We start from the raw sequence: 22,483 nt of genomic DNA on the forward strand, positions 1-22,483 counted from the left end.
AGCGTCTCCAATTCAATCATATGCGCAAGGTCCGGAAATTTGAAGAAATAGACCATTTCTGGCTTGCGCTCGGTCACTTCTTCCAAAGAGACGGCGGGGTACGGCACCTCCATGCCATCGGCTATGGTAGCATCGATGACTTGAACAGGGACGTCACATGCCGGATGTCCATGGAGCATCCGAACACCTTCCCGGTTTGCCGTATGCCAGACGGCGGCAAGCGACGCTTCCATCACGATGCTTTTTCCTTGGTCTGCGGCGATCGCGATCATGTCGGCCATCCGCTCTAGATCCCGCGGCGACAACTGCAGATACACCAGCCCTTCCGCTTCGCGAACGATCTCCGCGAACGAGACAAGCAGCGCCTCCTCCGTGATCTGCAGCGGAACGGTGGAGGGGTCGGATGTAAGGCGCGTACCTTCCGTAATGAGCACGTCGATCGGTTTGCTCTGGCACAGCCGGATGAAACGGTCGATCTTATCCGGATGCTTGCCCTGCCGGCGCCAGTCCCCTGTATACGCAATTCTATGCGTGCCGTCGTCGATGATGATGCCGGATGCGCCGGTCGCATTGTGATCCATCTCGACGACCTGCATCGTAAACTCTCCGAAATCGACCACGGTCAGGTCGTCGCAGGTTGTTATCTTGGCCCCGGTATCCTTGCTGTGCCGGCCCGCCACCATGCCGCGGAACAAAGAATACGAATCATGGCTCATATATACGGGGAGATCCGGATGGGCAAAGGGAAGCAGCGCCATATGGTCCGTATGCATATGTCCAATATAGAGGTGAATCAGGTCATAGTTCGGAAAATCCCGGTTTCCCCAGACCCGCCGAACCGCGGCCCAATCCAGGCCTACAATCTGCTGAGCATCGTACAGCTCCGGCAGCGGGGCGGTCATGCCGCCCAGCAAAAACTGGCGCAGCTCGCGCCCCGGCGTTGCATTCACCGGTTCAAACAGCGTTACTTGGGTCGGAAACAACAGACTGCTGTGCTCGACGCCAAAGTCGAACATCAACCCCTGTTTTCCTTTGCCGTACAGAACCTGCACGCCTCCTGATTTGCCTACTCCGCCAAAAAAAGTCAATTGTGCCTCCTGCAACGTGATCGCCTCCTGTGTGGATATAAGCTCACAACATCATAAGCTTGTCGTACCGCTTGCCTCGCCAACGTCCTCCAGCGAAAGGATGGCGCCATGCTCCCTGAGCTTTTGCCGGATGATGCGGACATCGACATCCTCAGGAGAGATTTGCTGCTTCACAGCCAGAGCGGCGCCGATGCCCACACCTTCGCCGACGGCCATGCAGGTGGGCATGACCCGGGAAGAGCCGAAGACGACGGGGTCGACGCTGATGCAGCGGCCGCTGAGCATCAGCCGTTTCACGTCCTTGGCGATCGTCGCCCCGTATGTGATGCCGTAAGGGCCGGCCAGCGACCGGATAACGGTCGAGTCGCCTGAACCGCTGTGAATGTCGATAATATACGAGCCGAGCGCGATCGTGTCATCCGGAATGACCCCGTTCACGGCCGCCTCTTCGCGGATCATCTGCTTGCCCATGATCCGCCTCGTTTCACGGATGCCCAGAAACGGGGCAATCGAGGACAAATAGATGTGCTCAAACCCCGGGATGTGCTCGCGCAGCATGTCGATCAGGGGAAGGATCTGCAGATGCGATTCGATCTCGCCCCGGCTTAGCTCCTCGACCTTTGTCCCATCAAAATTCAGGATGCGGATGCAGTTCAGGGCAATGTACCCCTCTCTGGGCAGATTGATATAGATGATCGTATCGCGGCTAATCGGGCATTTGCCTTCCTGCCTGAGCCTGGAAACCGTATTTTTCAAGCCGACGAACACATGATTTTCGCTGGCCCGCAGAAACTCCGCCGTATAGCCTGGACGGATCTTCATCGAAGATCCGTGCCGGAGCTCCTCCGGATGCTCCCCGAGGAAATCCATAAACCGTTCGAGATCAAAGCCGCCGACGGTAAACATAAGGGTAGGCGGCTGGGTTTCCCCGTTCGCGTACTGCCCTTTCTCAAACGAGGCGCCCGCCATATAAGCGACGTCGCCGTCCCCGGTCGCATCGATGAAGACATCGGCGAAGACCTCGATTTCCCGGCCTTTTCCTTTTAAGAGAACGGATTTCAGCTCACCATCCTCCACGTTTGTTCCGATGATTTCGCAGTGCAGCAGGGGCTGTACCCCATACTGCTTGATTTTTTCAAAAATGACGATTTTCATCAAGCTGGGATCGATGACCGTCGTCGAATTGTGCAGCGGGCATTCCCGGTGTCCGAAGGAGCCGCCAAGCAGGGTCAAGCGGTCGATGATTTCCTGCGGAAGGCCGCGGGTAACCTGGCGTCCCTGGGCATCTAGGAAGGCCAGCAACGGCAGTCCAATCGTCATGTTTCCGCCCAGGAAGCCCTGCCTGTCCACGATCATGGTCTGCGCTCCCTCCCGTGCGGCTGCAATGGCTGCCCCGACGCCCCCGGCCCCGCCCCCAAGGACAAGCACTTGTGTTCTGATAACTTCGCGTTGCAATTGGCTTTCCATATAACCCCTACTTTCTCATTGGATCTTCGCGGATGAACACGGCCCTTTAAGCCATGCACCGCTTAAGAAGCGTGAATTGGTTTTCATTATACGAGGGGCGAAGATGCATGAACATGCAGTAATCCTTCATTGGGGATGCACTTTGTTTCAGGGGTTGGAACGGGGAGGAGACAACATTCGGGATGCTTCTCCAAAACTTGACGTTCCGCCAACAAGGCCCTGACTTTGCTGAAACAAAATACATGTACAGTAAAAGAGCGTGCATGGACTCATCCGAGCGGAGGTTGCTAACATGTGGGTGAAAGCTATCCAACATGTTGTTCATGTCAAAACAAGCCTTGAGGAGGAATACGATCGTGAACATGCGTAACAAACGTGCAGGTTCCATGGCGGCCGTGTTAAGCGCCATCCTGCTGCTGGCGGGCTGTTCCGGGGGCGGCGATTCGAAGGGCGCGTCAGCGGGCTTCCATGAGACGGGGCTGCCGATTGTCGATAAGCCGATATCCCTGACCATTGCCGGTACTTACGATGAACGAACGGGAACGAATTGGAATGAGCTTGAGACGATTAAGGAAATCAACGAAGGGACCAATGTTCAGATTAAGTGGAACCTCAGCCCGGGCACCGATTGGGCGACAAAGCGCAACCTGGTTATCGCCAGCGGCGATCTTCCCGACGTGCTGCTGGAGCTCAGCAGCTCGCAGGTTGTGACGGGAGGCGCAGACGGCATGTTTATTCCGCTGGAGGATCTCATCGAGAAATACGCGCCGAATTTGACGAATTTTCTGAACAAATACCCGGAAGTACGGCAGGCGATCACAGCTCCGGATGGGCATATTTACTCCCTGCCGATGGCCAATATGTCGGAGTATAAGCATGCCGACGGGAATACGCTGTGGGTGAACAAGGAATGGTTGAAGAAGGCCGGCTTGGAAATGCCGAAGACGACGGAGGAGCTCACGAAGGCACTCGAGGCATTCAAAACGATGGACATGGACGGAGACGGCAATCCGAATAACGAAATTCCGCTGACCGGCGTCTTCGGCGACTCGCAGTATGGGTTCGGCTACCTGTTCGGATCCTTCAATACGATCGACGAAACCTTTATCGTGCAGGATGACAAGGTGGTATTCGTCAGAGCGACGGAGGAGTTCAAAAATACGGTCAAGTACCTGCACTCGCTGTATGAAAAAGGGCTGATCGATCCGGACAGCATGACGCAAAACTCCACCCAGCTGATCGCCAAGGTCTCCTCCGGCAAAAAAGCGTCTGTTGGAGCATTCTTCGCCTGGAGCGCCGACCAGATCACCAATTCGGACTACCGGTGGGATTACGGTTCGCCGATGATCCCGCTCGCCGGGCCGGACGGCTCCCAAATCACCCCGCGCAACAATTTGCAGATGACCCCGGGCATGTTCGTCATCACGAAAGTTAATCCGTACCCCGAGGCGACGATGAGATGGGTCGACCGGGCTTATGAGCCGGAGATGTCCATGAAGCTTCGCGAAGGCCCGAACCGTCTGAAGAAGCTGGCTGACGGCACGTATGACACCATCCCGAATCCGGACAACTATACGGCCGGTGAATGGAAGGTCAAAGAGACGCCTTACAATGACTTCGTCTACGGCTTCTCGCAGGAAATGCGCGACAAGCAGATTCTGCCGAAAGCGGAGCCCGGGCAGCTGGATCCCGATTTTGACGAGTGGTACGAAGCTCTGGTTCCATACATGAAGCCTTGGGTGTACCCGAATATTATGTTCACGGACGCGCAGTACAAGAGCATCGAGCAGTATCAGACGGATATCAAAACGTACACGGACAAAATGGAAGCCCAATGGATCGCCAAAGGCGGCATCGACGAAGAGTGGGATACGTACCTGGAGACGCTGAACAAAATGGGGCTGAGCGATTATACGAAGGTGTACCAGGACGGCTACGATACGAATAAAGCGAACCTGGCCAAATAGAAAACTGCCCCCAACATCCGTTAGCGAGCTGGTTTCCGGCCCCGCGTAACGTAAAGGACGGTTGATAACGATGAACACCAAAATCGAAAGGACGGCGCTCGCGCAGCTGGAGAAGCCCGCGAAACCGAAGGCCGCTTCGCTGTGGCAGCGGGTCATCCGCAACTGGCAGCTCTACGTGCTGCTGCTGCCGCTTTTGCTGCATTTCGCGATTTTTCAGTATGCGCCCATGTACGGTCTTCAGATCGCTTTTAAAAATTTTCGCGCCATTGACGGGATTTGGGGGAGCCCCTGGGTGGGGTTCGAGCATTTCGAGCGTTTCTTCCGGTCCTATCAATTCTGGAATACGCTCAAAAATACGCTGCTGATCAATCTGTACGACCTGGTCTTTGCCTTCCCGATCGCGGTCGTGTTCGCGCTCATGCTGAATCAGGTCGCCCGGCTCCGCTTCAAGAAATGGGTGCAGACCATTACTTACGCCCCGCACTTTATTTCGACCGTCGTATTGGTCGGCATGCTGTACATTTTCTTGAATCCGCGGACAGGGATGATCAACAATTGGATCGACCTCTTCGGCGGGGAAAGGATCAATTTTTTCGGCGAAGCGGCCTGGTTCAAACCGATGTACGTCATCTCGGAGATTTGGCAAACGACGGGCTGGAGCGCAATCATCTATTTGGCCGCCCTGACGTCCGTCGATCCGCAGCTGCATGAAGCCGCGATTATGGACGGGGCCAATAAATTTCAAAGGGTGCGGCATATCGATGTGCCCACGATCATGCCTGTCATTATGATCATGCTCATTCTCAAAATGGGGCACTTTGCTTCCCTGGGCTTCTCGAAAGTGCTGCTGATGCAGAACTCCTTGAATATCGATTCGTCGGAAGTGATTCAAACCTATGTGTACAAGACCGGCTTGGTCGGCGCGCAGTACAGCTACTCGGCGGCGATCGGCCTGTTCGACAACCTCATCAATTTTACCCTGCTGCTGACGATGAACCAGCTCGCCAAAAAATTGAAGCAGCAAAGCTTGTTCTAGGAGGGAGCGCTCATGGCTAAAACGGATGCACTCGATCATACCGCAAGGATTGCCCGTTCCCGTGCCGACAAAGTGTTTGACCTGTGCAACTATACGATACTGTCCGCTATTCTGCTGATTGTCCTGTATCCTTTGTATTTCATCGTCATTTCCTCGTTCAGCGAACCGACAGCCGTCAATTCCGGGAACGTCAGCCTTTGGCCCAAAGGGTTTACGCTGGAAGGCTACCGCATTATCCTGCAGAACCATGACGTATGGAGAGGTTATGCGAATACGTTCCTGTACACGGTGATGGACGTCGCATTAAGCTTAGCGATCATGATCCCGGGCGGCTACGCCCTGTCGCGCAAGGAGCTGGACGGGCGGAATGTGTTCATGGTGCTGATCGTCTTTACGATGTTTTTTAGCGGAGGCATGATCCCGACGTATATGGTGGTCAAAAATTTGGGCATGGTCGACACGATCTGGGCGCTGTTTGTGCCCACAGCCGCATCGGCGTATTACGTCATTGTGGTGCGGACGTTTTTCCAAAACACGCTGCCGGAGGAAATGCTGGAATCGGCCAAGGTCGACGGCTGCTCGACCTTCCGCTTTTTCTTCAGCATGGTCATTCCGCTGTCGGCGCCCATCATTGCGGTCATGGCACTGTTTACCGCGGTATCCCAGTGGAACTCCTTTTTCAGCGCGCTGATTTATCTGCACGACGCGGATCTGTATCCCCTGCAGTTAATCCTGCGCAGCATCCTGATTTCCAGCCAGATGTCGGCCCACGGAACCGATGCCGTCGTTGACCCGGAAACGATCGTGGAAGCCCAGCGGTATGCAGAACTCATCAAGTATGCTCTCATCATGGTCGCCAGCGTTCCGGTACTGGCACTCTATCCCTTCCTGCAGCGTTTCTTTGTGAAAGGGATGATGATCGAGTTGAGGAGCACCTCCAACGAGTAGCCGATGTCGAACCATTGGGGGTACCGTTCAAATGCGGCAGTTTTCGTGTTGGACGGGAGAAGATTAACGCGATCACGAGCGGGCTCTAGCTCTCCAACACCGCATGGGGGACCGGATTGCCTAACTTGTTATTTTCCACAAATTGCTGAAGAAGGGAAATAAACGCCCGGGCCGCGTGGCTTAAAAATTTATCCTTATTCATAATGATGACGATCTGCCGGTACAAGGTGGGATTGACGATAGGGATGGCGGATATCGCACCGTCACGGTTCAGATCGATCAGCGATTTGGATAAGATACTGACGCCGGCACCCGATTTAACCAAATTGAAGATGGTACTGATGGAATTGGTTTCGACGAAGGGGGTCATCTGTTTGCCGGTCATGCGGCAGGTCGCGTCCACTAGCTGGCGGCACTTGTGGTTCTCGGGAAGCAGGATCAACGGCAGCCGGTCCACTTCGGTGAAGCTAATCTCTTTTCGCTGGGCAAGCTCATGGCTGGAGGAGACGGTTAAATAAAATTGTTCGAAGTATAAAGGGATTTTGTCCAGCCGGTCATCGTCGACGGGCAGAATGGTCACGGCCGTATCGAGTTCATTATTCAGTACCTTCTCCGTAACGTTTCCGGATTCAACAATTTTGACCGTAACGTTCGGATATTTCTGGTTGAAATCGACCAGAAGCGAGGACACCAAATGATTTAACTCCCCGGGGGGAGAGCCGATGGCGAGCGTTCCGCGATCTCCGCTTTGCAGCTGGTTCATTTGGTCCTTTGCGCTCTGGAGTGCGTTGAAAATGACAGCCGTATGCGACTTCAGGATCTTCCCCGCCTCGGTCAACGCGATTTTCTTCCCGATTCGGTCAAAAAGAGGGGTGCCGATTTCGTCTTCAAGCGACTTGATCTGATGGCTCAGCGTAGGCTGGGTCACATTTAATTTATCTGCAGCCCGCGTGAAGTGAAGCTCCTCGCAAATCGCTTGGAAATATTCCAATTGCCGTATCTCCATGATTCGTTTCCTCCCAATGTGTAGGATGGCATGATGAGCGTATGAAGACTATGAGCGTCCAAATGATGTGGTTTTTCTATTATTATTATAGAAATCATAACATTGATCTATCGTATACTGAATTTTACAATGAGGACATCAACAACACAATCCTTTTTTGCGAGGTGTAGACAATGTCCTTATCTATCGGTCATGTAAAAATCCCGGACAGCGCATTAGCCAGACAGGCTGCCGAGCTGCTTCGGGATCATGGGGATGATTTGCTGTGGAACCATTCTCATCGGGTATATCTGTTTGGTGCCGTACAGGGGGAGCAGGCGGGAATAACGTATGATGCCGAGCTGCTGTATATCAGTGCCTTGTTCCATGATTTGGGATTAACCAACCACTTCAGCAGTCCTGACAAGCGGTTTGAGGTTGACGGAGCCAATGCGGCAAGAAAGTTTTTGGAATCGCATCAGGTTCCGGAGGAGTCGATCCGGCGCGTCTGGGATGCCGTCGCCCTGCACACGACGATCGGCATTGCGCAGTATAAGGAGCCGGAAGTTGCGCTGATTTATTCGGGCGTCGGTTATGATGTCATGGGAGAAAATTTTGATGCGATTACGCCGGAGATTCGTGAACAAATCGTAGCGGCGTTCCCCCGGAATCAGTTCAAGAGCAAGATCCTGAACGCTTTTCTGGAAGGCTTCAAGCATAAGCCGGAAACGACATTCGGGAACATCAAATCGGATGTATGCGAGCGGCTGCTGCCAGGATACAAAAGCCCAAACTTCTGTGATTTGGTTCTTCACTCGCATTGGGACGAGTAAGAGGATACATTGCCTTTCCGAAAATAAACCGATGCCTTGCGGCATCGGTTTTTCATGCATTAGCCTTTTTCATTTTAATTGAAGGTTTACGCCAACAACTCAGATTTTACCGCGTTCTATTTATATATACTTCATTAGAATGGCGGGGAGGGATTCCAATCAAGAAGATGCTCATTGGTTTATGTATCGTTACTTTTACAATGTTATCCGGATGTCTAAGTCATCCTTCCGTGATTCAATTTACTGGCGAAAGTAAAACCTGGTCTGCTAACTATACGATTACCAAACTGAATCGAGAAGATCATATCAGCCGGCTCCAAATACGGTACAAAGGGAAAGACCCGGCTAACGTGGGGAGAGTGAAATATAAATTCACCGGCACAACGATGGGTGGGAGCGGGGAACAAAAATTGTCAGGGAACAGAGACATCGTTAGCGGATCCGGAGGCAATGGCGCTATTCCGCTGGAGGACTCAACCATTCAGGTTACCGTCGAGTGGAAGGGCCACAAGGAAGAGATGGAGCTTTCGACCGGCGCTTCCCGTAAATAATAAGCCCCTATCCACAAGGGACAGGGGCTGTTCCAGGGCGGAGAAACTTAAAGCTTCTTCCCTTTACCGTGCAATATTTTCAATTCTCCGTTCTCATACCCGACCGAATAGCTCATCCGGTAACCTTGATAGACGGTGCCGCTCTTGCGCCGCTCCTCAGCCGTAATATCAACGCTGACCAAAGCGCCGTCGTCCTGCTCTTCAAGCGTCAGTGAGCCAAGCGTTATATCACCGGTATTCAGATAACCTGCCCGGAAATCCTCATAACTGATTCCGCTCTGCCATTCGCTGCCGAGCAGGGAATACGCCGTAACGTAATCGCCGTTATTCAGGCTTTGATAGAAGTAAGCGACAATGTCCCGCTCGTCCGCGACCGTTCCGTCGCTGTCCGTACCGTACTCATCTCCGCCGTCCCCAGCCGGAAGCTCGGTCATCGGGGTCTTGGACCATTCCCTGGCCTGCTGAAGAATGCTGGAGATCGGAATGCTGAACCCGATTCCCGGTCCCTCGGACACAGCCGCCGAGTTGATACCCAGCACTTCACCCGTTTCTGCATTGACCAGCGGTCCGCCGCTGTTGCCGTGGGTAATCGGCGCAGAGATTTGGTACAGATTGCTGTAGGTGTACGGATCAATGTCGAAGCTGCGGCCGAGTCCGCTGATAATCCCCGTCGTTACCGTATTTTCCAGACCCAAAGGGCTGCCGAGCGCGAGGATTTCGTCCCCGACCTCCGCCTTGTAGTCTTCGGCTACGGAAAGCGGGGCGAGCTTCTTAAGCTCAGGCACGCGAACGACCGCAACATCCGTATCGGTTCCGATCCCGATGACGGTTCCTTTATATTCTTCGTGATTCAACGTCCGCACTGTTACCTGCTGTGACCCGGTTACGACATGGGCGTTGGTTAACAGGTCACCTTGATCGTTATACAGAAATCCGGAGCCGAGTCCGTCTCCGCTTTCGATCGTGAAGACCCGTTTCTGGCTGTCCTCGATAATCTCCTTGCGCGTCTTTTTTTCTTTCGTCACCGCCGCTGCATTGGCTGCATTGGCTGCCTTTTGCACTGCGAGCAGCGGCTGCCCGCCAAGCTCGTTCTCGGCCGTCCTGTGAATGAAATACGTCCCGCCGCTTCCCAAGCCGAGGATGATCAGGGAGGCCAGTGCGCTGATCCAAATGCCTTTACTCATATTCCGTCCCCCTATTCCAAATACCAGGATGCATTATCAACCGAGACTTCCGCTTGTTCGTAGACCCCATAGTAGGATGTCGAGAAGCTCCCGGATTCCCCCGGCTCCAGCCTGAACGGCGAAACGTTGGCATAAGCATCGCCGATGAAGGCACCGGAGGAGCTGCTGTAAATGTTGAGGTAAACGCTGACCGAATAGATCGGGCGGGTCGCGGTGTTCGTGACCGTCCCGGAAATGGTCAGATCGCCGTAATCGTCCAGCACGGCCGTAACGCCGGATACATCAACGGCCGCGGTCCGGTTGTTCAATTCTTCTTCGGCGGCCTTCTGCTGGGCCAGCTGAATACGCTTAGCTTCAGCCTCCTCAAACTCCCGCTTCGCTTCCGAAATTTGCTTCCGGTACGACGTCAGCTTCGGATTGTCCGCAGCGTAGGACAGCCCGTTGTCCACGGCTTCCAGCGCTCCGGCAAAATCCTTTTTCCGCAGCTTCTCTTCGGCTGACGAATAGCTGATCCCGGCGATTTTGTTGATAATCTGCGCTTTGACGGCGGCCGCTTCCTGACCGCTGAGGCCGCGGACCGTAACGAGCTTATCGGCCAGCGCATCAACTGTAGTCAGCTTGTCCAGCTGGCCTTTGATGCGAAGCACCGTCAGCATAACCTGGTCCGCCGCCAGCGATTTCTGAAGCGGCGCGAACAGCGGCTCCTGCCGCTTGCCGATCATATCCGCGATTTGCCTCAGCGCTTTTTCCCCTTCATCCAACTTCTTGGCCTTAAGCTGTGCCGAAGCGCCGTCGAGTTGATTCTTGAGCTGAGCGGCCTTGGCCGCAAGCTCCCGGTCCCGGGTCAGTGCGGCGAAGCGCGGCCGTTGTTCTTCGGCCCGTTCCAACAGCTGGACCGCTTCCGAATACCGTCCTGCCAACGCCTCTTTCTTGGCTTGCTGCTGAAGCGCCATCACTTCCTGGTTTACGGACTGCTCATACTTGTAATAGAGCGTAAGACCCAGGGCAACCACTCCGGCAAGCAAAAAAGGGATGATCCACTGGAATACCCGGCCGCTTCCTCCCTTGGTGACGGCCGCCTGTGCCGGGCGCTGATCATCTCCCAGTTTACCTGCTGCAGCTTGAGGCAGCCGGATGGCCTCGGTGCCCGCGGCTACCTCAAGAACGGCCTGCCGTACTTCTTCCGTCAATAATCTTGCTCCACACTTTCCGCATATTTTCTGTTCCGGAGCACACTTTGCCCCGCACTGATGACAATACACCTTGCTCCCCCCAGCGTTCTTGTATCGATCCGGCTGCGGTAATTGAAGCCGGTTCCATCAAAATATCTAGGTCTTCAGCGAATCTTCTGGTTCCATAGTCCTAGATTACTAGTTTTTACTATACCATAATATGGATTGATGCGAGAAGAGAATTTTAATAGCTTGGAGTCAGCCCATCTTTTAACTGCTACCGGGTGTCCGATTGCTTTTTTAGCTGGACGGGATAAAAGCAATTCGCAAGAAATAACAGCCTGATAAGTGTGCTACGATGACGTTAGTAAAACATGTGGGCTGATGGATCCATTTTTGTGAAATTGGAGGTTGGATACTCATGACCAATCATTCGAGTAACAAGAGAATCGACACTGCCTCGAGGACGATCAAAGCATCGCCGCAAACGATTTATCATGCGTTCGTGGACCCTGAGGCTTTAGTCATGTGGCTTCCTCCGGAGGGAATGAAAGGCCGGATTTTCGAGTTCAACCCCGTGGCGGGTGGAACTTACCGGATGTCGCTGAATTATTTAGAGAACGACGGCACAATGCAAGGGAAGACCTCTGACGATACAGACGTCGTCGAAGGAACGTTCCTGGAGCTCGTCCCGGACGAGCGTATTGTACAGGCTGTTGTATTCGAGTCAGATGATCCTGATTTTGCCGGAGAGATGATCATGACATGGACTTTAGCAGCCAACCCGAAGGGCACGGTGGTTACGATCGTATGCGAGAACGTGCCGGCAGGGATCCGGAAAGAAGATCACGACGTCGGTTTAAGGTCCACTTTGGAGAACCTGGCATTATATACGGAGCAATAGTTCGTTTTTCGTTGAACGAGTCAAAATCGGTTTGTTAAAAAATTCATAGAAAAAAAATCCATAAAAGATCGTGTATTTGTCGATTATGGTGAGCCGCGTTCGTTGTACTGGTAGAGGACAAAAAACGAAGCAAGGAGGCTTTGCCTTATGAGAACGGTTACTTCGAAAGACGGCACAAGCATTGCTTACGACAAGGTTGGAAGCGGTCCGCCGCTCCTGCTGGTCGATGGTGCGCTGTGCAGCAGGGGGAATGGCCCGAGCAGTGCCTTGGCAGCTGCATTGCAGCAGGATTTTACCGTGTATACCTATGACCGTAGAGGGCGTGGCGAAAGTGGAAATCATGCTATTTATGGAGTTGATCGCGAGATTGAGGACCTTTCTGCTGTGATTGAAAAAGCAGGAGAGGATGTATTTGTATACGGCGTATCCTCGGGGGCAGCGCTTGCCCTTGAAGCGGCAAATCAGCTTACGTCGATAAAAAAACTGGCGTTATACGAAGCGCCTTTTGTAACGGACGGTAGCCGTGAAGCTGTGCCGGATGAGTACGCTGCACAAATGGATGAACTGATTAGAGCCAATCGCCGGGGTGCAGCAGTCAAGCTGTTTATGAGAAAAGGNGTCGGACTGCCGGCCCCGGTCGTGGCCATGATGCCGATGATGCCTGCCTGGTCCAAGCTTAAGTCGGTCGCCCATACGCTTCCTTATGACACCATACTGACGATCGGGCAGCAGAAAGGGCGTAAGGAGACGCTGAAAAAATGGTCGAGCGTCTCTGTCCCCACGCTTGTTGCCGTTGGCGGCAAGAGCCCCGAATGGATGCGCAATTCCATGAAGGAGCTTGCACAGGTTTTGCCGAATGCAACCCATCAAGTGCTTCCCGGTCAAACGCATATTGTGAAACCGGCCGCATTGGTCCCTGTATTGGTCGACTACTTGAAGGGATAAAAAATATATTGAGGAGGTTGCGATATGGTAACATTTACTGCCGAACTGCAGCTGCATGGAAAGACCGCAACAGGCATTGAGGTGCCGGAGGAAGTAGTCAGAAGCTTAGGCTCTGGAAAAAAGCCTGCGGTTCGTGTTACGATCCGGGGGTACGCGTACCGGACTACGATTGGAGTCATGGGCGGACGATTTTTGATTCCGGTCAGCACGGAGCATCGGAAGAAAGCGAAGGTTGCCGCCGGCGACAAACTGGAGGTTCAGTTGGAGCTGGATACGGAACCGCGTGAATTAGCCGTGCCGGACGATTTCTTGTCAGCATTGTCGCATAACGGGGTGGCGAAGTCTGCTTTTGAGAGCATGTCTTATAGTAATCGACGGCGCCTTGTTCTGGGCATTGAGGATGCCAAGACACCGGAAACCAGACAGCGGCGAATAGAGAAAGCTTTAAACGAGTTAAATGATTCCCAAAGTAAAAAGTGACATAAGCAGCGGTTAAGGAGGAAATCATGCACTCTCGACACGATTATAAAGAATTGCGTCAAACCTTTGAGCAGGCGGCCGATCTGTACCAGCAGGCACGGCCGGAGTACCCGGAAGCTTTGCTGGACGATCTGGTACAGGCGGCTGATTTGCATCCGGGGGATCGTCTGCTGGAAATCGGTTGTGCGACAGGAAAGGCGACCCTACCGTTAGCCAAACGTGGATTCAACATGACATGCGTGGAGCTTGGAGCGGATCTTGCGGAAGCTGCCCGCCGCAACCTCACCGGAATGGATGCCGAAATTATAACGGGGGGCTTCGAAGAGTGGCAGCCCGAGGCCGAGAAAAGGTTCGATTTGGTATTTGCCGCCACCGCGTGGAGCTGGATTGATCCGAAGGTTCGGTATTCCAAGGCATGGCAGGTCCTGCGTCCCGGCGGACATTTGGCTTTTTGGAACGCCACTCACGTTTTTCCGGACGACGGGGATCCGTTCTTCCGTGAAATCCAAGACGTATACGATGAACTGGGCGAGGGCAAACCGAAAGACACCGACTGGCCAAGGCCGGGGGAACTGCAGGAGCAGCGGGAAGAGATCGGGCAAAGCGGCCTGTTTGAGGTCGTTCATGTTCGGCATTTCGACTGGGAACGCATCTATCATGGGGAAGAATACATTAACCTTCTGAAAACGTTCTCCGACCATATTCTTATGGAGGAATGGAAGCGTGAGAAGCTCTTCAGTGAAATCCGGGTTCGCCTGAACAGCCGTCCGGACTCGTCGGTCCGCCGCCATTGGGGCGCTGTTCTTCATGTCGCTCGGCGTTTAGACTGAACGGAAAGATAAATCTAACAAGCGGAATAATTGAAATGACAAAGCTCCGATCGGATACTGGGTTCAACAGGCCAATCGGAGCTTATTGTTTTTTTATTATGACTTTTCCGGGTCACAGGCTGTTTGATTTAATCCGGATTCGCAAGGATCAGGTTTGAACTCCGAAAGCAGGACAGTTTGGTTATAGCCATTCCATACCTGAAGCGTATGGTAAAATTATCAAGTATGAATGCGAGCCATTGGAGGGAGCCCATGTGGAATTACAGGAAATTAAGTTTTGAGGAAGCTGAACTCATTAACGGTATGAACCCATCTCAATATATTAAAAATGCATGGCGGGAAGTCGCCGGAAAACGGCAATTGGTCGAGATCAACTACCATGACAAGGATTGGCCGAGCGGCTATGACTATCACTTGAGCCATTTAAGGGACACCATACGGTCTGGTGGTGAGGCCGTAGGAGCTTTTGATGGGGACAACAATCTCATAGGTTTTGCTGCGGTCAATCGGGAAGCCTTTGGTGACAAGTACCGGTATGTATTATTGGATCAATTATTCATTACGCTGGAGCATAGAGGTAAAGGGATCGGTAAAAAACTGTTCGCGATCGCGGTTCATCAGGCGAGGGAGTGGGGAGCTGAGAAATTGTATATCTGCGCAGGTTCAGCCGAAGAAACGATTGCCTTTTATGGTGCAATGGGATGCCGGGAAGCGGCGGAGGTTAGCCGGAAGTTGCTGGAGAACGATCCAAGGGATGTACAGTTGGAGTTCGTTTTATAGTTTCCGAATACCCCATAAGGAGCTGTGCAAGCATGCATGAGAAATCGAGTATCTCCGAGTTTCATAAATTGTGCCGTGCACTGAAGCTAGGCGAATTGCAATCGGCCCCTGTACCGGTTACCGGTGGGCTGCTTCACAAAATGTACGCGGTGGAAACGGCGACAGGCAAATATGCCGTGAAGGCATTAAATCCGCAGATTATGACCAGACCAACTGCAGTGAGCAACTACATCATGTCTGAGCGGATTGCGAATTACGCGGCAAAATTCATTCCTGCGCTTCCCGCAAAGAAGTTTGACGGGGAGTCGCTGCAGCGATTAGAGGACAGGTATTATCTTGTTTTTGATTGGACCAGTGAGAACAGCCTGAAGCATGGTGAAATAGACACGACTCATTGCGAAAAAATGGGTGACATTCTGGCAAAGCTGCATCGGATCGACTCTTCAGTTTTAGGAATCGAAGCTCCACTATTCTCGAATTCGGCTTTAACGGATTGGAGCTTCTATTTGGAGAAAGGACAAGAGAACCATGCCGAGTGGACCGGTCAGCTGCTCGAAAGCATGGAACATTTACATCGATGGAATGCAGCCGCCATCGAATCGGTGAACGGGCTTTCTTCTGAATGGGTGATTACGCATGGGGACTTGGACCCGAAAAATGTGCTGTGGGCAGGTCATGAACCCATACTGATTGACTGGGAATCCGCCGGTTATAAAAATCCGTCGCTGGACTTACTGGAAACCGCGGTTTATTGGTCCGAAAGTGAGACGGGTGAGATACAGAAGGAGAAATTTTTAGCCTTTATACAAGGATATAAAACAGCTCAGGGGCTCATTTCATCCGATTGGAGGCTGATTCTGGCTGGTGGGTTATTGTCCAAACTGGAATGGCTGGAATATAGTCTAAAACGGTCTTTGTGGATCGAATGTACGGATGAAGAAGAACAGAAGACCGGAACAGAGCAGGTCTCCATAACCCTGGGTGCTATTAAGCATTATGCAGAATCCATCCCCAAGATGGAAGAATGGCTTGAATTGCAGAACCTATAGAGAAGCACAGGATATGTTGATGCTGACTGGACAGCGGCTCGAGTTCGTTCCAATGGGCGTGCTGTCCAGTATACCATGGAGGGTTTAAATGGTCATTTCTTTTGACATCAACAAAGAGGATTATTGGAAATTCAACAAGCATGTCATCATGAACAACTTGAAATACAAGCGGCGGTTTCTCACTAGTCTGATTCTCCTTCCGGTCGTGATGAGCATTATTTTTATGCTGATGCAGCTGCCGACATGGTACTCCTGGACTGCTGGAATTATCCTGGGACTTGGTATACATGTTTACTCTTACAAGCGATTTAAAAGGCGGGCCTTGTCCCTGCTGGACGATAAACCCGGCCTGCTGGGAGAGCATACGATTACCTTGGCGGATGAGGGAATCATTGAGAATACGTCTGTGAACGAAAGTATACATAAATGGCCCGGAATCAGAAGCATCGAGCACAATGATGAGTATATTTTCATTTTACTGAATCAGACAATGGAGCATATTATTACCAAAAGGGCTTTTGAGAGCTCCGAAACCGCTGCTGTTTTCCTGAAAGAGGCGCAATCCAAGTGGGAAAGGGAATCCCAAGAAACTGCATAATCAAAAGAATGAAAAGGTTTATCCACGCGTTAACAAGGCGAATGCCGCTCCTGGCGATTGCAGCTGAATTTCGCTGATGACGCAGGCAAGCATGATGGATTCCTGAAGGCGGCTTCGGCTGATATCCCCCAGATCAATAACCGTTGACCAGCCGAGGTCTTTCAACAGAGTCCTGACTTGCTCCTTGGACTCCAAGTTGTTGCCGGACATAAACATGACCGGGGAGCCTTCGTTAAAATGCGGGTGAACCATGATTTGATCGCTGATGATATTGAGTGTTTTAACGATAGAACTGTCAGGCAGCAGCTGTTGGATGATTTCCCCAGCAGATGTTTCGTTATGGAGCAAACGCGGCCCGCCGTCAAAGGATACGGCATTGCTGACGTCGATGACGGTTTTATTTTTAAACAGGCGGGGTCGATGGATTCCAGCACGTCTTTCAAACCATTCCAGGGAAGCGCCAGAATCATCGTCTCTCCAAACCGGGCGGCTTCGTCAAAAGTGACCATTCCGACCGAACTGCCGGTCTCTTTTTTCCAAGATGCGTGTTTCGGATGATCGGGTTCCCGGCTGCTCACGACAACGCGATGGCCCGACACCGCTAAACCTTTAGCTAACGTTTTACCTACATTTCCGGATCCCCAAATCCCGATTTTCATGTTCGATTCCCCCCTCACGAGCCATTATAGAGCTGGGTCCATGCCGGGAACAATAAGGCACTTTTTTGTATCCAGGCAAGCGCGCGCAGCTTGGTGTATAATGTTGGGAAAAAATAGGGAGGGAGTCCAATGCCTGTGCAGCTGAATGAGTGTCCGGTCGAGGTGGTCATATCCAGTCTAAGCGGGAGATGGAAGATACCGATATACCGGTATTTGTACAAAAACGATCAGCCCGTGCGTTACAGCGCATTGCAGCGCCATTTACCGTCCATCTCCAAGAAGGTACTGACAGAACAGCTCCGCGAGCTGGAGCGTGACGGCATCATTGAACGGAAATCGTACCCGGAGCCCCGGCCCAGAGTGGAATATGCGCTGACTTCGGCGGGACGATCTATGATTGAATTTCTGGATCAGATCGGCGAGTGGGGCGTGAAGCACATTTTGTCAAAACAAGAAACTCAGCAAAGCTGATTTGGATCTTGATTGAAAACCGATGATCAAATATACAACAAACGCCAAGAAATCGCTGTGCTAGTAGCAGAGCGATTTCTTGCGCATATATTACTAATAATCTTGGAGCAGCCGCTAGGTTGTTTAGGCCGACGCCAATTTTTCAATTACGATCGAAGCGCTAGTCGTAGGCGTTCCGCCGCCTATGCTACCCTGAAGTGTTTGGGTACCCATATTATCGGTTCGGTTCAAAGTCAGGACGCCTCCAGCCGTTAATCGTGCTACGACTTGACCTTGATAAGGGTTATTGCCCGCACCGGAGCCATAGTTACTGCAAGGAACCAGCGTGGCAGGCAGCGGTCCGGCGGCATCCGGATCGAAGAACAGGCCGAATGCGCTGTTTCCGGCAGTCGGGAATACTTCCCAGCTGATGTTATAGAAACCGGTTTCCAGGATATTGACGGTGGAAGGGCTGGTAAAAGAAGTGGCCGTTCCGTTAATGACGGAGTTATTAAAAGTGACGGCGCCGCCTTGGCCACCGGGAGTAGGGGCTGCGGCAACGGTTTGATCGACTGTGCTGCACAAGAACGCAAACGAAGCGATACCTCCGGCAGGACCGGCAGGACCTTGCGGACCGGCAGGGCCTTGTGCTCCGGCAGGACCTTGCGGACCGATAGCACCCTGTAGTCCCGGAATGCCTTGTGCTCCAGGAAGACCTTGTGCTCCTGCAGGACCTTGTGCTCCTGCAGGACCTTGAGGACCGGCCGGAGCATTTACTTTAATTTTCGGGGGAGGACAGTTTACCTTTACGATCTTTTTAATGACGCGGTGTTTCTTATTTCTGTGGTGGTGAAAAACAATTTTACCTCTGCAATGCTTTCTTGGACAATGCAATGATATACACCTCCTGTCGATTTGTCTACAGAGTATGGGTTTGCTTCACATTTGGCATGGACTGATAACTATCATTTGCTAGACTAACGGCTATATTTTGAGAAAACGGGCATATGCGGGGTATTTCTTGGGACAAGCGGTTTGTCTGCCAATCCATAGGAATAAATTGATAGATTGGTTTACATATTCGATATTTTCAGAAGGCGATGCTATTTTGACGCATTATTAAAAATCGAGAGAGATAGACAATTGAGAGCACAAACGGGCGAAATGGATACGGCATAGCTGAAAAAAGTGCCCGGACTTAGGCAGGAGTGCGATGACTATTAAGGGAAGGCAAAGGATGGGAATGATCCAACATAAAGAAGTGTATATCTTTGCGGGGTTTATCTGGTGCCTTCTGTTTGCGATCATCAGCTTTTACTGGGCAGGCGGAGGCATGATTGGCGTAAATACATTAGGAGGGTTCATCTATAATCAAGCCATAGAAAGGGAAGCATCATTCATAGCTATGGTCTGGCTTACTGGATTCGTGAAATTGTGTGGGGGCTTATTTTTGCTGCTGTTTCTAAGGCCATGGTCCAGCATGACGAACCGGGTTTTATATGTTCTAGGGCTACTAGCGGGGATTTTGCTATTCTTATACGGCCTAGCCAACGTGATTTCTCTTATTTTTGCCTGCATGGGGCTGCTGTCCCTGCAGATTGACGATTTTGCGCTCAGGTGGAGGCTCTTTTTTTGGGAGCCATTTTGGATGCTGGGAGGAGCGTTGTTTACCCTTGCTGCATTCAAGTTTAAAAGTGAAGTCAATTCATGAGCCTTTTATTCAGCAGTCGACTTCTCAGCAGTCGGCCGCTTTTTTTCATTTCTGAAATTTCATGGAAAAATTTGATGGTATCTGCTGTGTTTGATTTCATGCTAAACTCAATCGGATTCAATATAGGATAGGGGAAGTTTAGGATGGAATGGTATTTAAAAGCATTAAAAAATTACGCGGGATTTCAGGGGAGGGCGTCCAAAAAAGAATATTGGATGTTTATGCTGTATGAAGGAGTGATCTACCTCGTGCTTTCCGTCGTCGAGGAAATCGTGGGGCTGTCTTACATATTATCCGCGATCTATTTTGCTGCTGCCTTCTTGCCGTCTTTGGCGGTTGCATGCCGCAGACTCCACGATACGGGAAGAAGCGGTTGGTGGAACTTGATCGTCCTGATACCGATCGTAGGCATCATTATTTTTGTTGTGCAAACCTGTCAGGCAAGTCAGGAGACGGATAACCAATATGGCCCCCAGCCTGTGAAGTAATGTTTGGGAAGTTCGGCGAGACATAAGGATAACATCACAAGAGGAAGGCTGCCGGCCGATTGAGCCGGGAGTCTTTTTTGCTCGGCATTCTTCTTATAACTAAATCATGTGCAGCTTGGCGGAAAGGTTTGAATGGTCAGGTGCAGCAGACCGGAAGGATTGGGGAAAAGCTACTTGTTTGCATGGGGGTTGACTAGATGGGCTTTGCCGCCCGGTTGGTCAATTTTGATATGCCGCCCATATCCCGCCGGATCACTCAAAAATGACACATTGTCCGCTTGTCCAAGCCGCTTGTCATCAGGCCGCAGGCACCTTGTTACCGGGGGTTAGGGGCAGCAGCTAAAATGACATATTTACGAGCACTGCTCCCTGGGCTATCGTAAAAATGTAAGCGTTAGCACACCTGACATACTGTGGCAACGATGGGTGGAGCAAAAACCATTTATCAGGAAGGGGTGATCCTATGCAGGAAACCAATACGGCGTTTGCCGGCCGCCCGGCGGCGGCCATGCCGACAAAGAGAAAAGGCAAAGGTTTATGGAAGCGCATCATTATGAACTGGGAGCTGTACCTGTTTATTGCGCCGGCCTTTTTGTACTTTCTTATTTTCTGTTACGGGCCGATGTACGGCATCCAGATCGCGTTCAAAAACTTCATTCCGACAAAAGGAATCACGGGAAGCCCGTGGGTCGGCTTCGACCACTTCGTCCGCTTCTTTCATTCCTATTACTTCTGGGACCTGCTCTGGAACACGCTGAGCATCAGCTTGTACTCGCTGGCCATCGGGTTTCCGATCCCGATCATTCTGGCGCTGGCCTTCAACGAAGTCCGAAACGGCTTCTTCAAGAAGCTGTCCCAGACGGTTACGTACGCACCGCACTTCATTTCCATGGTTGTCATGGCGGGGATGATTATCACGTTCCTTTCGCCGTCGACGGGGATCGTCACCCACATGATCGAGGGGCTGGGCCTGAAAGCGCCGGACTTCCTCACCGACCCGCGCTGGTTTAAGACGATGTACGTCTTCTCGGACGTGTGGCAAAGCGCCGGCTGGGGCACGATCATCTATCTCGCCGCGCTATCGGGCGTCGATCCGGGGCTGCATGAGGCGGCGATTATCGACGGGGCCTCGCGCTTCCAGCGCTTGCGCCACATTAACATCCCGGTGCTGGTGCCGACGATGACCATTCTGCTCATCCTCAACATGGGCAGCCTGCTCGGGGTCGGCTTTGAGAAAATCTTACTGCTGCAAAACCCGCTCAACATGAGCTCGTCGGACGTCATTTCCACCTTCGTCTACCGCTCGGGTCTGGTGGATGCGCAGTACAGCTTCTCGACTGCCATCGGCCTGTTCAACTCGGTCATCAATGCGGTATTGCTCATCGTCGTCAATCAGATCGTCCGCCGTACGAGCGAGAACAGTTTGTGGTAGAGAGGAGGAGCTTCGATGTTATCTGGAGTCAGAGAAACCCGGCGGGATAAAGTCTTTCTCGCCTTCAATTACCTGTATGTGTTTCTGGCGTTTCTAATCGTGTTCTACCCGCTGGTGTACATGGTCAGCGCCTCCATCAGCGACCCGAAAGCAGTCGGGTCCGGGGAGATGTGGCTGTGGCCGAAAGGCATTACGTTTGACGGCTACAAGCGGGTGTTCGAGAACACAAGCATCTGGACGGGGTACGGCAATACGATTCTGTACACCGTGGTCGGGACCGCGATCAACCTGCTCGTGACGCTGCCGGCGGCGTATGCGCTGAGCCGCAAGGACTTTGTCGGCCGCAACTTCTTTATGGGCATGTTCATGGTCACGATGTTCTTCGGTGGCGGCCTGGTGCCGACATACCTCCTGGTGAAGCAGCTGGGCATGGTCAACACGATGTGGGCGATCGTCATTCCGTCGGCCGCATCGATCTGGAATATCATCGTCTCGCGGACGTTCTTCCAGAGCTCGATTCCGAAGGAGCTGCAGGAAGCGGCGCAGATCGACGGATGTACGAACATGCGGCTGTTCCTGAAGATCATCCTGCCGCTGTCGATGCCGATCATCGCGGTAATGGCCCTGTTCTACGGGGTGGGCAACTGGAACAGCTACTTCTCGGCGCTCATTTACCTGAACGACTCGGCGAAATACCCGCTGCAGCTGGTGCTGCGCCAGATTCTGGTGCTGCAGGAAATGGCCGCACAGGGCGGAGGAGCGATCGACGCCTCCACGGCGGCCGCGATGAACAACAAGGCGGAAATCGCCGCCCTGGTGAAGTATTCCGTGATTATCGTCGCCACTATTCCGGTGATTGTCATTTACCCGTTCCTTCAGCGTTATTTTGTGCAAGGTGTCATGATCGGTTCGGTTAAGGGCTGATC

Annotated in this window: 24 protein-coding genes; 17 read left to right on the forward strand and 7 right to left on the reverse strand. The window is 52.3% G+C overall.

Going from position 1 to position 22,483, the window contains the following annotated elements:
* The coding region (locus CPT76_RS25770) for an MBL fold metallo-hydrolase (protein ID WP_146116424.1) at nucleotides 1–1,103 on the reverse strand (1,103 nt) is incomplete at its 3' end.
* Between the two features lie 36 nt (nucleotides 1,104–1,139).
* Nucleotides 1,140–2,555, reverse strand: coding sequence for an FAD-dependent oxidoreductase (locus tag CPT76_RS25775; protein WP_105444933.1), 1,416 nt, complete (start codon nucleotides 2,553–2,555; stop codon nucleotides 1,140–1,142).
* A 362-nt stretch (nucleotides 2,556–2,917) separates the two neighbouring features.
* Between CPT76_RS25775 and CPT76_RS25780 the strand changes: the two genes are divergently transcribed.
* The 3 genes from CPT76_RS25780 (at nucleotide 2,918) to CPT76_RS25790 (ending at nucleotide 6,506) form a co-directional block, all read left to right on the forward strand.
* Nucleotides 2,918–4,522 carry an extracellular solute-binding protein gene (locus tag CPT76_RS25780; RefSeq protein WP_258168829.1) on the forward strand — a complete coding sequence of 535 codons (1,605 nt, stop codon included), beginning with the start codon at nucleotides 2,918–2,920 and terminating at the stop codon, nucleotides 4,520–4,522.
* A gap of 70 nt (nucleotides 4,523–4,592) precedes the next feature.
* A complete protein-coding gene (locus CPT76_RS25785; RefSeq protein ID WP_105444935.1) occupies nucleotides 4,593–5,558 on the forward strand; it encodes an ABC transporter permease in 966 nt (321 codons plus the stop codon).
* Nucleotides 5,559–5,570: 12 nt separating this feature from the next.
* Nucleotides 5,571–6,506, forward strand: a complete 936-nt coding sequence (locus CPT76_RS25790) for a carbohydrate ABC transporter permease (protein ID WP_105444936.1) — start codon at nucleotides 5,571–5,573, stop codon at nucleotides 6,504–6,506.
* A gap of 85 nt (nucleotides 6,507–6,591) precedes the next feature.
* Here the strand turns inward: CPT76_RS25790 and CPT76_RS25795 are convergent, their stop codons facing one another.
* On the reverse strand, nucleotides 6,592–7,512 hold the full coding sequence (locus CPT76_RS25795; protein WP_105444937.1) for a LysR family transcriptional regulator: 921 nt from the start codon (nucleotides 7,510–7,512) through the stop codon (nucleotides 6,592–6,594).
* Nucleotides 7,513–7,685: 173 nt separating this feature from the next.
* Between CPT76_RS25795 and CPT76_RS25800 the strand changes: the two genes are divergently transcribed.
* Together CPT76_RS25800 and CPT76_RS36785 are read left to right on the forward strand one after the other, a co-directional pair.
* A complete protein-coding gene (locus CPT76_RS25800; protein ID WP_105444938.1) occupies nucleotides 7,686–8,324 on the forward strand; it encodes an HD domain-containing protein in 639 nt (212 codons plus the stop codon).
* A gap of 350 nt (nucleotides 8,325–8,674) precedes the next feature.
* Nucleotides 8,675–8,875 carry a hypothetical protein gene (locus tag CPT76_RS36785; RefSeq protein ID WP_146116425.1) on the forward strand — a complete coding sequence of 67 codons (201 nt, stop codon included), beginning with the start codon at nucleotides 8,675–8,677 and terminating at the stop codon, nucleotides 8,873–8,875.
* 47 nt (nucleotides 8,876–8,922) lie between these two features.
* On the opposite strand, the gene CPT76_RS25810 is transcribed toward CPT76_RS36785, so the two are convergent.
* Both CPT76_RS25810 and CPT76_RS25815 read right to left on the reverse strand, forming a co-directional pair.
* Nucleotides 8,923–10,059: a S1C family serine protease gene (locus CPT76_RS25810; RefSeq protein ID WP_105444940.1), complete on the reverse strand. Its 1,137-nt coding sequence runs from the start codon at nucleotides 10,057–10,059 to the stop codon at nucleotides 8,923–8,925.
* A gap of 11 nt (nucleotides 10,060–10,070) precedes the next feature.
* A complete protein-coding gene (locus CPT76_RS25815; RefSeq protein WP_105444941.1) occupies nucleotides 10,071–11,249 on the reverse strand; it encodes an FxLYD domain-containing protein in 1,179 nt (392 codons plus the stop codon).
* Between the two features lie 403 nt (nucleotides 11,250–11,652).
* Between CPT76_RS25815 and CPT76_RS25820 the strand changes: the two genes are divergently transcribed.
* The 7 genes from CPT76_RS25820 to CPT76_RS25850 all read left to right on the forward strand — a co-directional run bounded on the left by CPT76_RS25820 (nucleotide 11,653) and on the right by CPT76_RS25850 (nucleotide 16,817).
* The gene (locus CPT76_RS25820) at nucleotides 11,653–12,135 is read left to right on the forward strand and encodes an SRPBCC family protein (RefSeq protein ID WP_105444942.1); all 483 of its coding nucleotides are present in this window, start codon (nucleotides 11,653–11,655) and stop codon (nucleotides 12,133–12,135) included.
* Nucleotides 12,136–12,282: 147 nt separating this feature from the next.
* Nucleotides 12,283–13,080, forward strand: coding sequence for an alpha/beta fold hydrolase (locus CPT76_RS25825; protein WP_105444943.1), 798 nt, complete (start codon nucleotides 12,283–12,285; stop codon nucleotides 13,078–13,080).
* A gap of 24 nt (nucleotides 13,081–13,104) precedes the next feature.
* Nucleotides 13,105–13,560: a YdeI/OmpD-associated family protein gene (locus CPT76_RS25830; RefSeq protein WP_105444944.1), complete on the forward strand. Its 456-nt coding sequence runs from the start codon at nucleotides 13,105–13,107 to the stop codon at nucleotides 13,558–13,560.
* A gap of 26 nt (nucleotides 13,561–13,586) precedes the next feature.
* Nucleotides 13,587–14,390 carry a class I SAM-dependent methyltransferase gene (locus CPT76_RS25835; protein WP_105444945.1) on the forward strand — a complete coding sequence of 268 codons (804 nt, stop codon included), beginning with the start codon at nucleotides 13,587–13,589 and terminating at the stop codon, nucleotides 14,388–14,390.
* A 177-nt stretch (nucleotides 14,391–14,567) separates the two neighbouring features.
* Nucleotides 14,568–15,170, forward strand: a complete 603-nt coding sequence (locus tag CPT76_RS25840; protein WP_219845470.1) for a GNAT family N-acetyltransferase — start codon at nucleotides 14,568–14,570, stop codon at nucleotides 15,168–15,170.
* A 32-nt stretch (nucleotides 15,171–15,202) separates the two neighbouring features.
* Nucleotides 15,203–16,219: a phosphotransferase gene (locus CPT76_RS25845; protein ID WP_105444947.1), complete on the forward strand. Its 1,017-nt coding sequence runs from the start codon at nucleotides 15,203–15,205 to the stop codon at nucleotides 16,217–16,219.
* An 88-nt stretch (nucleotides 16,220–16,307) separates the two neighbouring features.
* Nucleotides 16,308–16,817 carry a YcxB family protein gene (locus CPT76_RS25850; RefSeq protein ID WP_105444948.1) on the forward strand — a complete coding sequence of 170 codons (510 nt, stop codon included), beginning with the start codon at nucleotides 16,308–16,310 and terminating at the stop codon, nucleotides 16,815–16,817.
* Between the two features lie 161 nt (nucleotides 16,818–16,978).
* Here the strand turns inward: CPT76_RS25850 and CPT76_RS25855 are convergent, their stop codons facing one another.
* Nucleotides 16,979–17,476: an NADPH-dependent F420 reductase gene (locus CPT76_RS25855; protein WP_105444949.1), complete on the reverse strand. Its 498-nt coding sequence runs from the start codon at nucleotides 17,474–17,476 to the stop codon at nucleotides 16,979–16,981.
* A 129-nt stretch (nucleotides 17,477–17,605) separates the two neighbouring features.
* Here CPT76_RS25855 and CPT76_RS25860 point away from each other — a divergent pair, with 129 nt between their 5' ends.
* The gene (locus tag CPT76_RS25860) at nucleotides 17,606–17,947 is read left to right on the forward strand and encodes a winged helix-turn-helix transcriptional regulator (RefSeq protein WP_105444950.1); all 342 of its coding nucleotides are present in this window, start codon (nucleotides 17,606–17,608) and stop codon (nucleotides 17,945–17,947) included.
* Nucleotides 17,948–18,070: 123 nt separating this feature from the next.
* Here the strand turns inward: CPT76_RS25860 and CPT76_RS25865 are convergent, their stop codons facing one another.
* Complete coding sequence (locus CPT76_RS25865; protein WP_105444951.1) at nucleotides 18,071–18,820, reverse strand: collagen-like protein; 750 nt, start codon at nucleotides 18,818–18,820, stop codon at nucleotides 18,071–18,073.
* A gap of 343 nt (nucleotides 18,821–19,163) precedes the next feature.
* On the opposite strand from CPT76_RS25865, the gene CPT76_RS25870 reads away from it, so the two are divergent.
* From CPT76_RS25870 to CPT76_RS25885, 4 genes are all read left to right on the forward strand, one after another.
* Nucleotides 19,164–19,637 carry a DUF3995 domain-containing protein gene (locus CPT76_RS25870; RefSeq protein ID WP_258168808.1) on the forward strand — a complete coding sequence of 158 codons (474 nt, stop codon included), beginning with the start codon at nucleotides 19,164–19,166 and terminating at the stop codon, nucleotides 19,635–19,637.
* A 143-nt stretch (nucleotides 19,638–19,780) separates the two neighbouring features.
* Nucleotides 19,781–20,125: a DUF805 domain-containing protein gene (locus CPT76_RS25875; RefSeq protein ID WP_105444952.1), complete on the forward strand. Its 345-nt coding sequence runs from the start codon at nucleotides 19,781–19,783 to the stop codon at nucleotides 20,123–20,125.
* 463 nt (nucleotides 20,126–20,588) lie between these two features.
* Nucleotides 20,589–21,557 carry an ABC transporter permease gene (locus tag CPT76_RS25880; protein WP_105444953.1) on the forward strand — a complete coding sequence of 323 codons (969 nt, stop codon included), beginning with the start codon at nucleotides 20,589–20,591 and terminating at the stop codon, nucleotides 21,555–21,557.
* Nucleotides 21,558–21,572: 15 nt separating this feature from the next.
* Entirely contained in the window at nucleotides 21,573–22,481 is a 909-nt protein-coding gene (locus tag CPT76_RS25885; RefSeq protein WP_105444954.1) for a carbohydrate ABC transporter permease, read from the forward strand.
* The last annotated feature ends 2 nt before the right edge of the window (nucleotides 22,482–22,483 follow it).

Source organism: Paenibacillus sp. AR247 (genome assembly GCF_002968895.1).
GTDB lineage: Bacteria > Bacillota > Bacilli > Paenibacillales > Paenibacillaceae > Paenibacillus_AQ > Paenibacillus_AQ favisporus.

Coding starts and splice junctions, on each gene's coding strand:
- CPT76_RS25795 (WP_105444937.1), bottom strand. CDS start 7,512: ATGGAGATACGGCAATTGGAATATTTCCAAGCGATTTGCGAGGAGCTT.
- CPT76_RS25790 (WP_105444936.1), top strand. CDS start 5,571: ATGGCTAAAACGGATGCACTCGATCATACCGCAAGGATTGCCCGTTCC.
- CPT76_RS25800 (WP_105444938.1), top strand. CDS start 7,686: ATGTCCTTATCTATCGGTCATGTAAAAATCCCGGACAGCGCATTAGCC.
- CPT76_RS25810 (WP_105444940.1), bottom strand. CDS start 10,059: ATGAGTAAAGGCATTTGGATCAGCGCACTGGCCTCCCTGATCATCCTC.
- CPT76_RS25875 (WP_105444952.1), top strand. CDS start 19,781: ATGGAATGGTATTTAAAAGCATTAAAAAATTACGCGGGATTTCAGGGG.
- CPT76_RS25860 (WP_105444950.1), top strand. CDS start 17,606: ATGCCTGTGCAGCTGAATGAGTGTCCGGTCGAGGTGGTCATATCCAGT.
- CPT76_RS25780 (WP_258168829.1), top strand. CDS start 2,918: ATGCGTAACAAACGTGCAGGTTCCATGGCGGCCGTGTTAAGCGCCATC.
- CPT76_RS25855 (WP_105444949.1), bottom strand. CDS start 17,476: ATGAAAATCGGGATTTGGGGATCCGGAAATGTAGGTAAAACGTTAGCT.
- CPT76_RS25845 (WP_105444947.1), top strand. CDS start 15,203: ATGCATGAGAAATCGAGTATCTCCGAGTTTCATAAATTGTGCCGTGCA.
- CPT76_RS25820 (WP_105444942.1), top strand. CDS start 11,653: ATGACCAATCATTCGAGTAACAAGAGAATCGACACTGCCTCGAGGACG.
- CPT76_RS25850 (WP_105444948.1), top strand. CDS start 16,308: ATGGTCATTTCTTTTGACATCAACAAAGAGGATTATTGGAAATTCAAC.
- CPT76_RS25880 (WP_105444953.1), top strand. CDS start 20,589: ATGCAGGAAACCAATACGGCGTTTGCCGGCCGCCCGGCGGCGGCCATG.
- CPT76_RS25775 (WP_105444933.1), bottom strand. CDS start 2,555: ATGGAAAGCCAATTGCAACGCGAAGTTATCAGAACACAAGTGCTTGTC.
- CPT76_RS25870 (WP_258168808.1), top strand. CDS start 19,164: ATGGGAATGATCCAACATAAAGAAGTGTATATCTTTGCGGGGTTTATC.
- CPT76_RS25835 (WP_105444945.1), top strand. CDS start 13,587: ATGCACTCTCGACACGATTATAAAGAATTGCGTCAAACCTTTGAGCAG.
- CPT76_RS25785 (WP_105444935.1), top strand. CDS start 4,593: ATGAACACCAAAATCGAAAGGACGGCGCTCGCGCAGCTGGAGAAGCCC.
- CPT76_RS25885 (WP_105444954.1), top strand. CDS start 21,573: ATGTTATCTGGAGTCAGAGAAACCCGGCGGGATAAAGTCTTTCTCGCC.
- CPT76_RS25830 (WP_105444944.1), top strand. CDS start 13,105: ATGGTAACATTTACTGCCGAACTGCAGCTGCATGGAAAGACCGCAACA.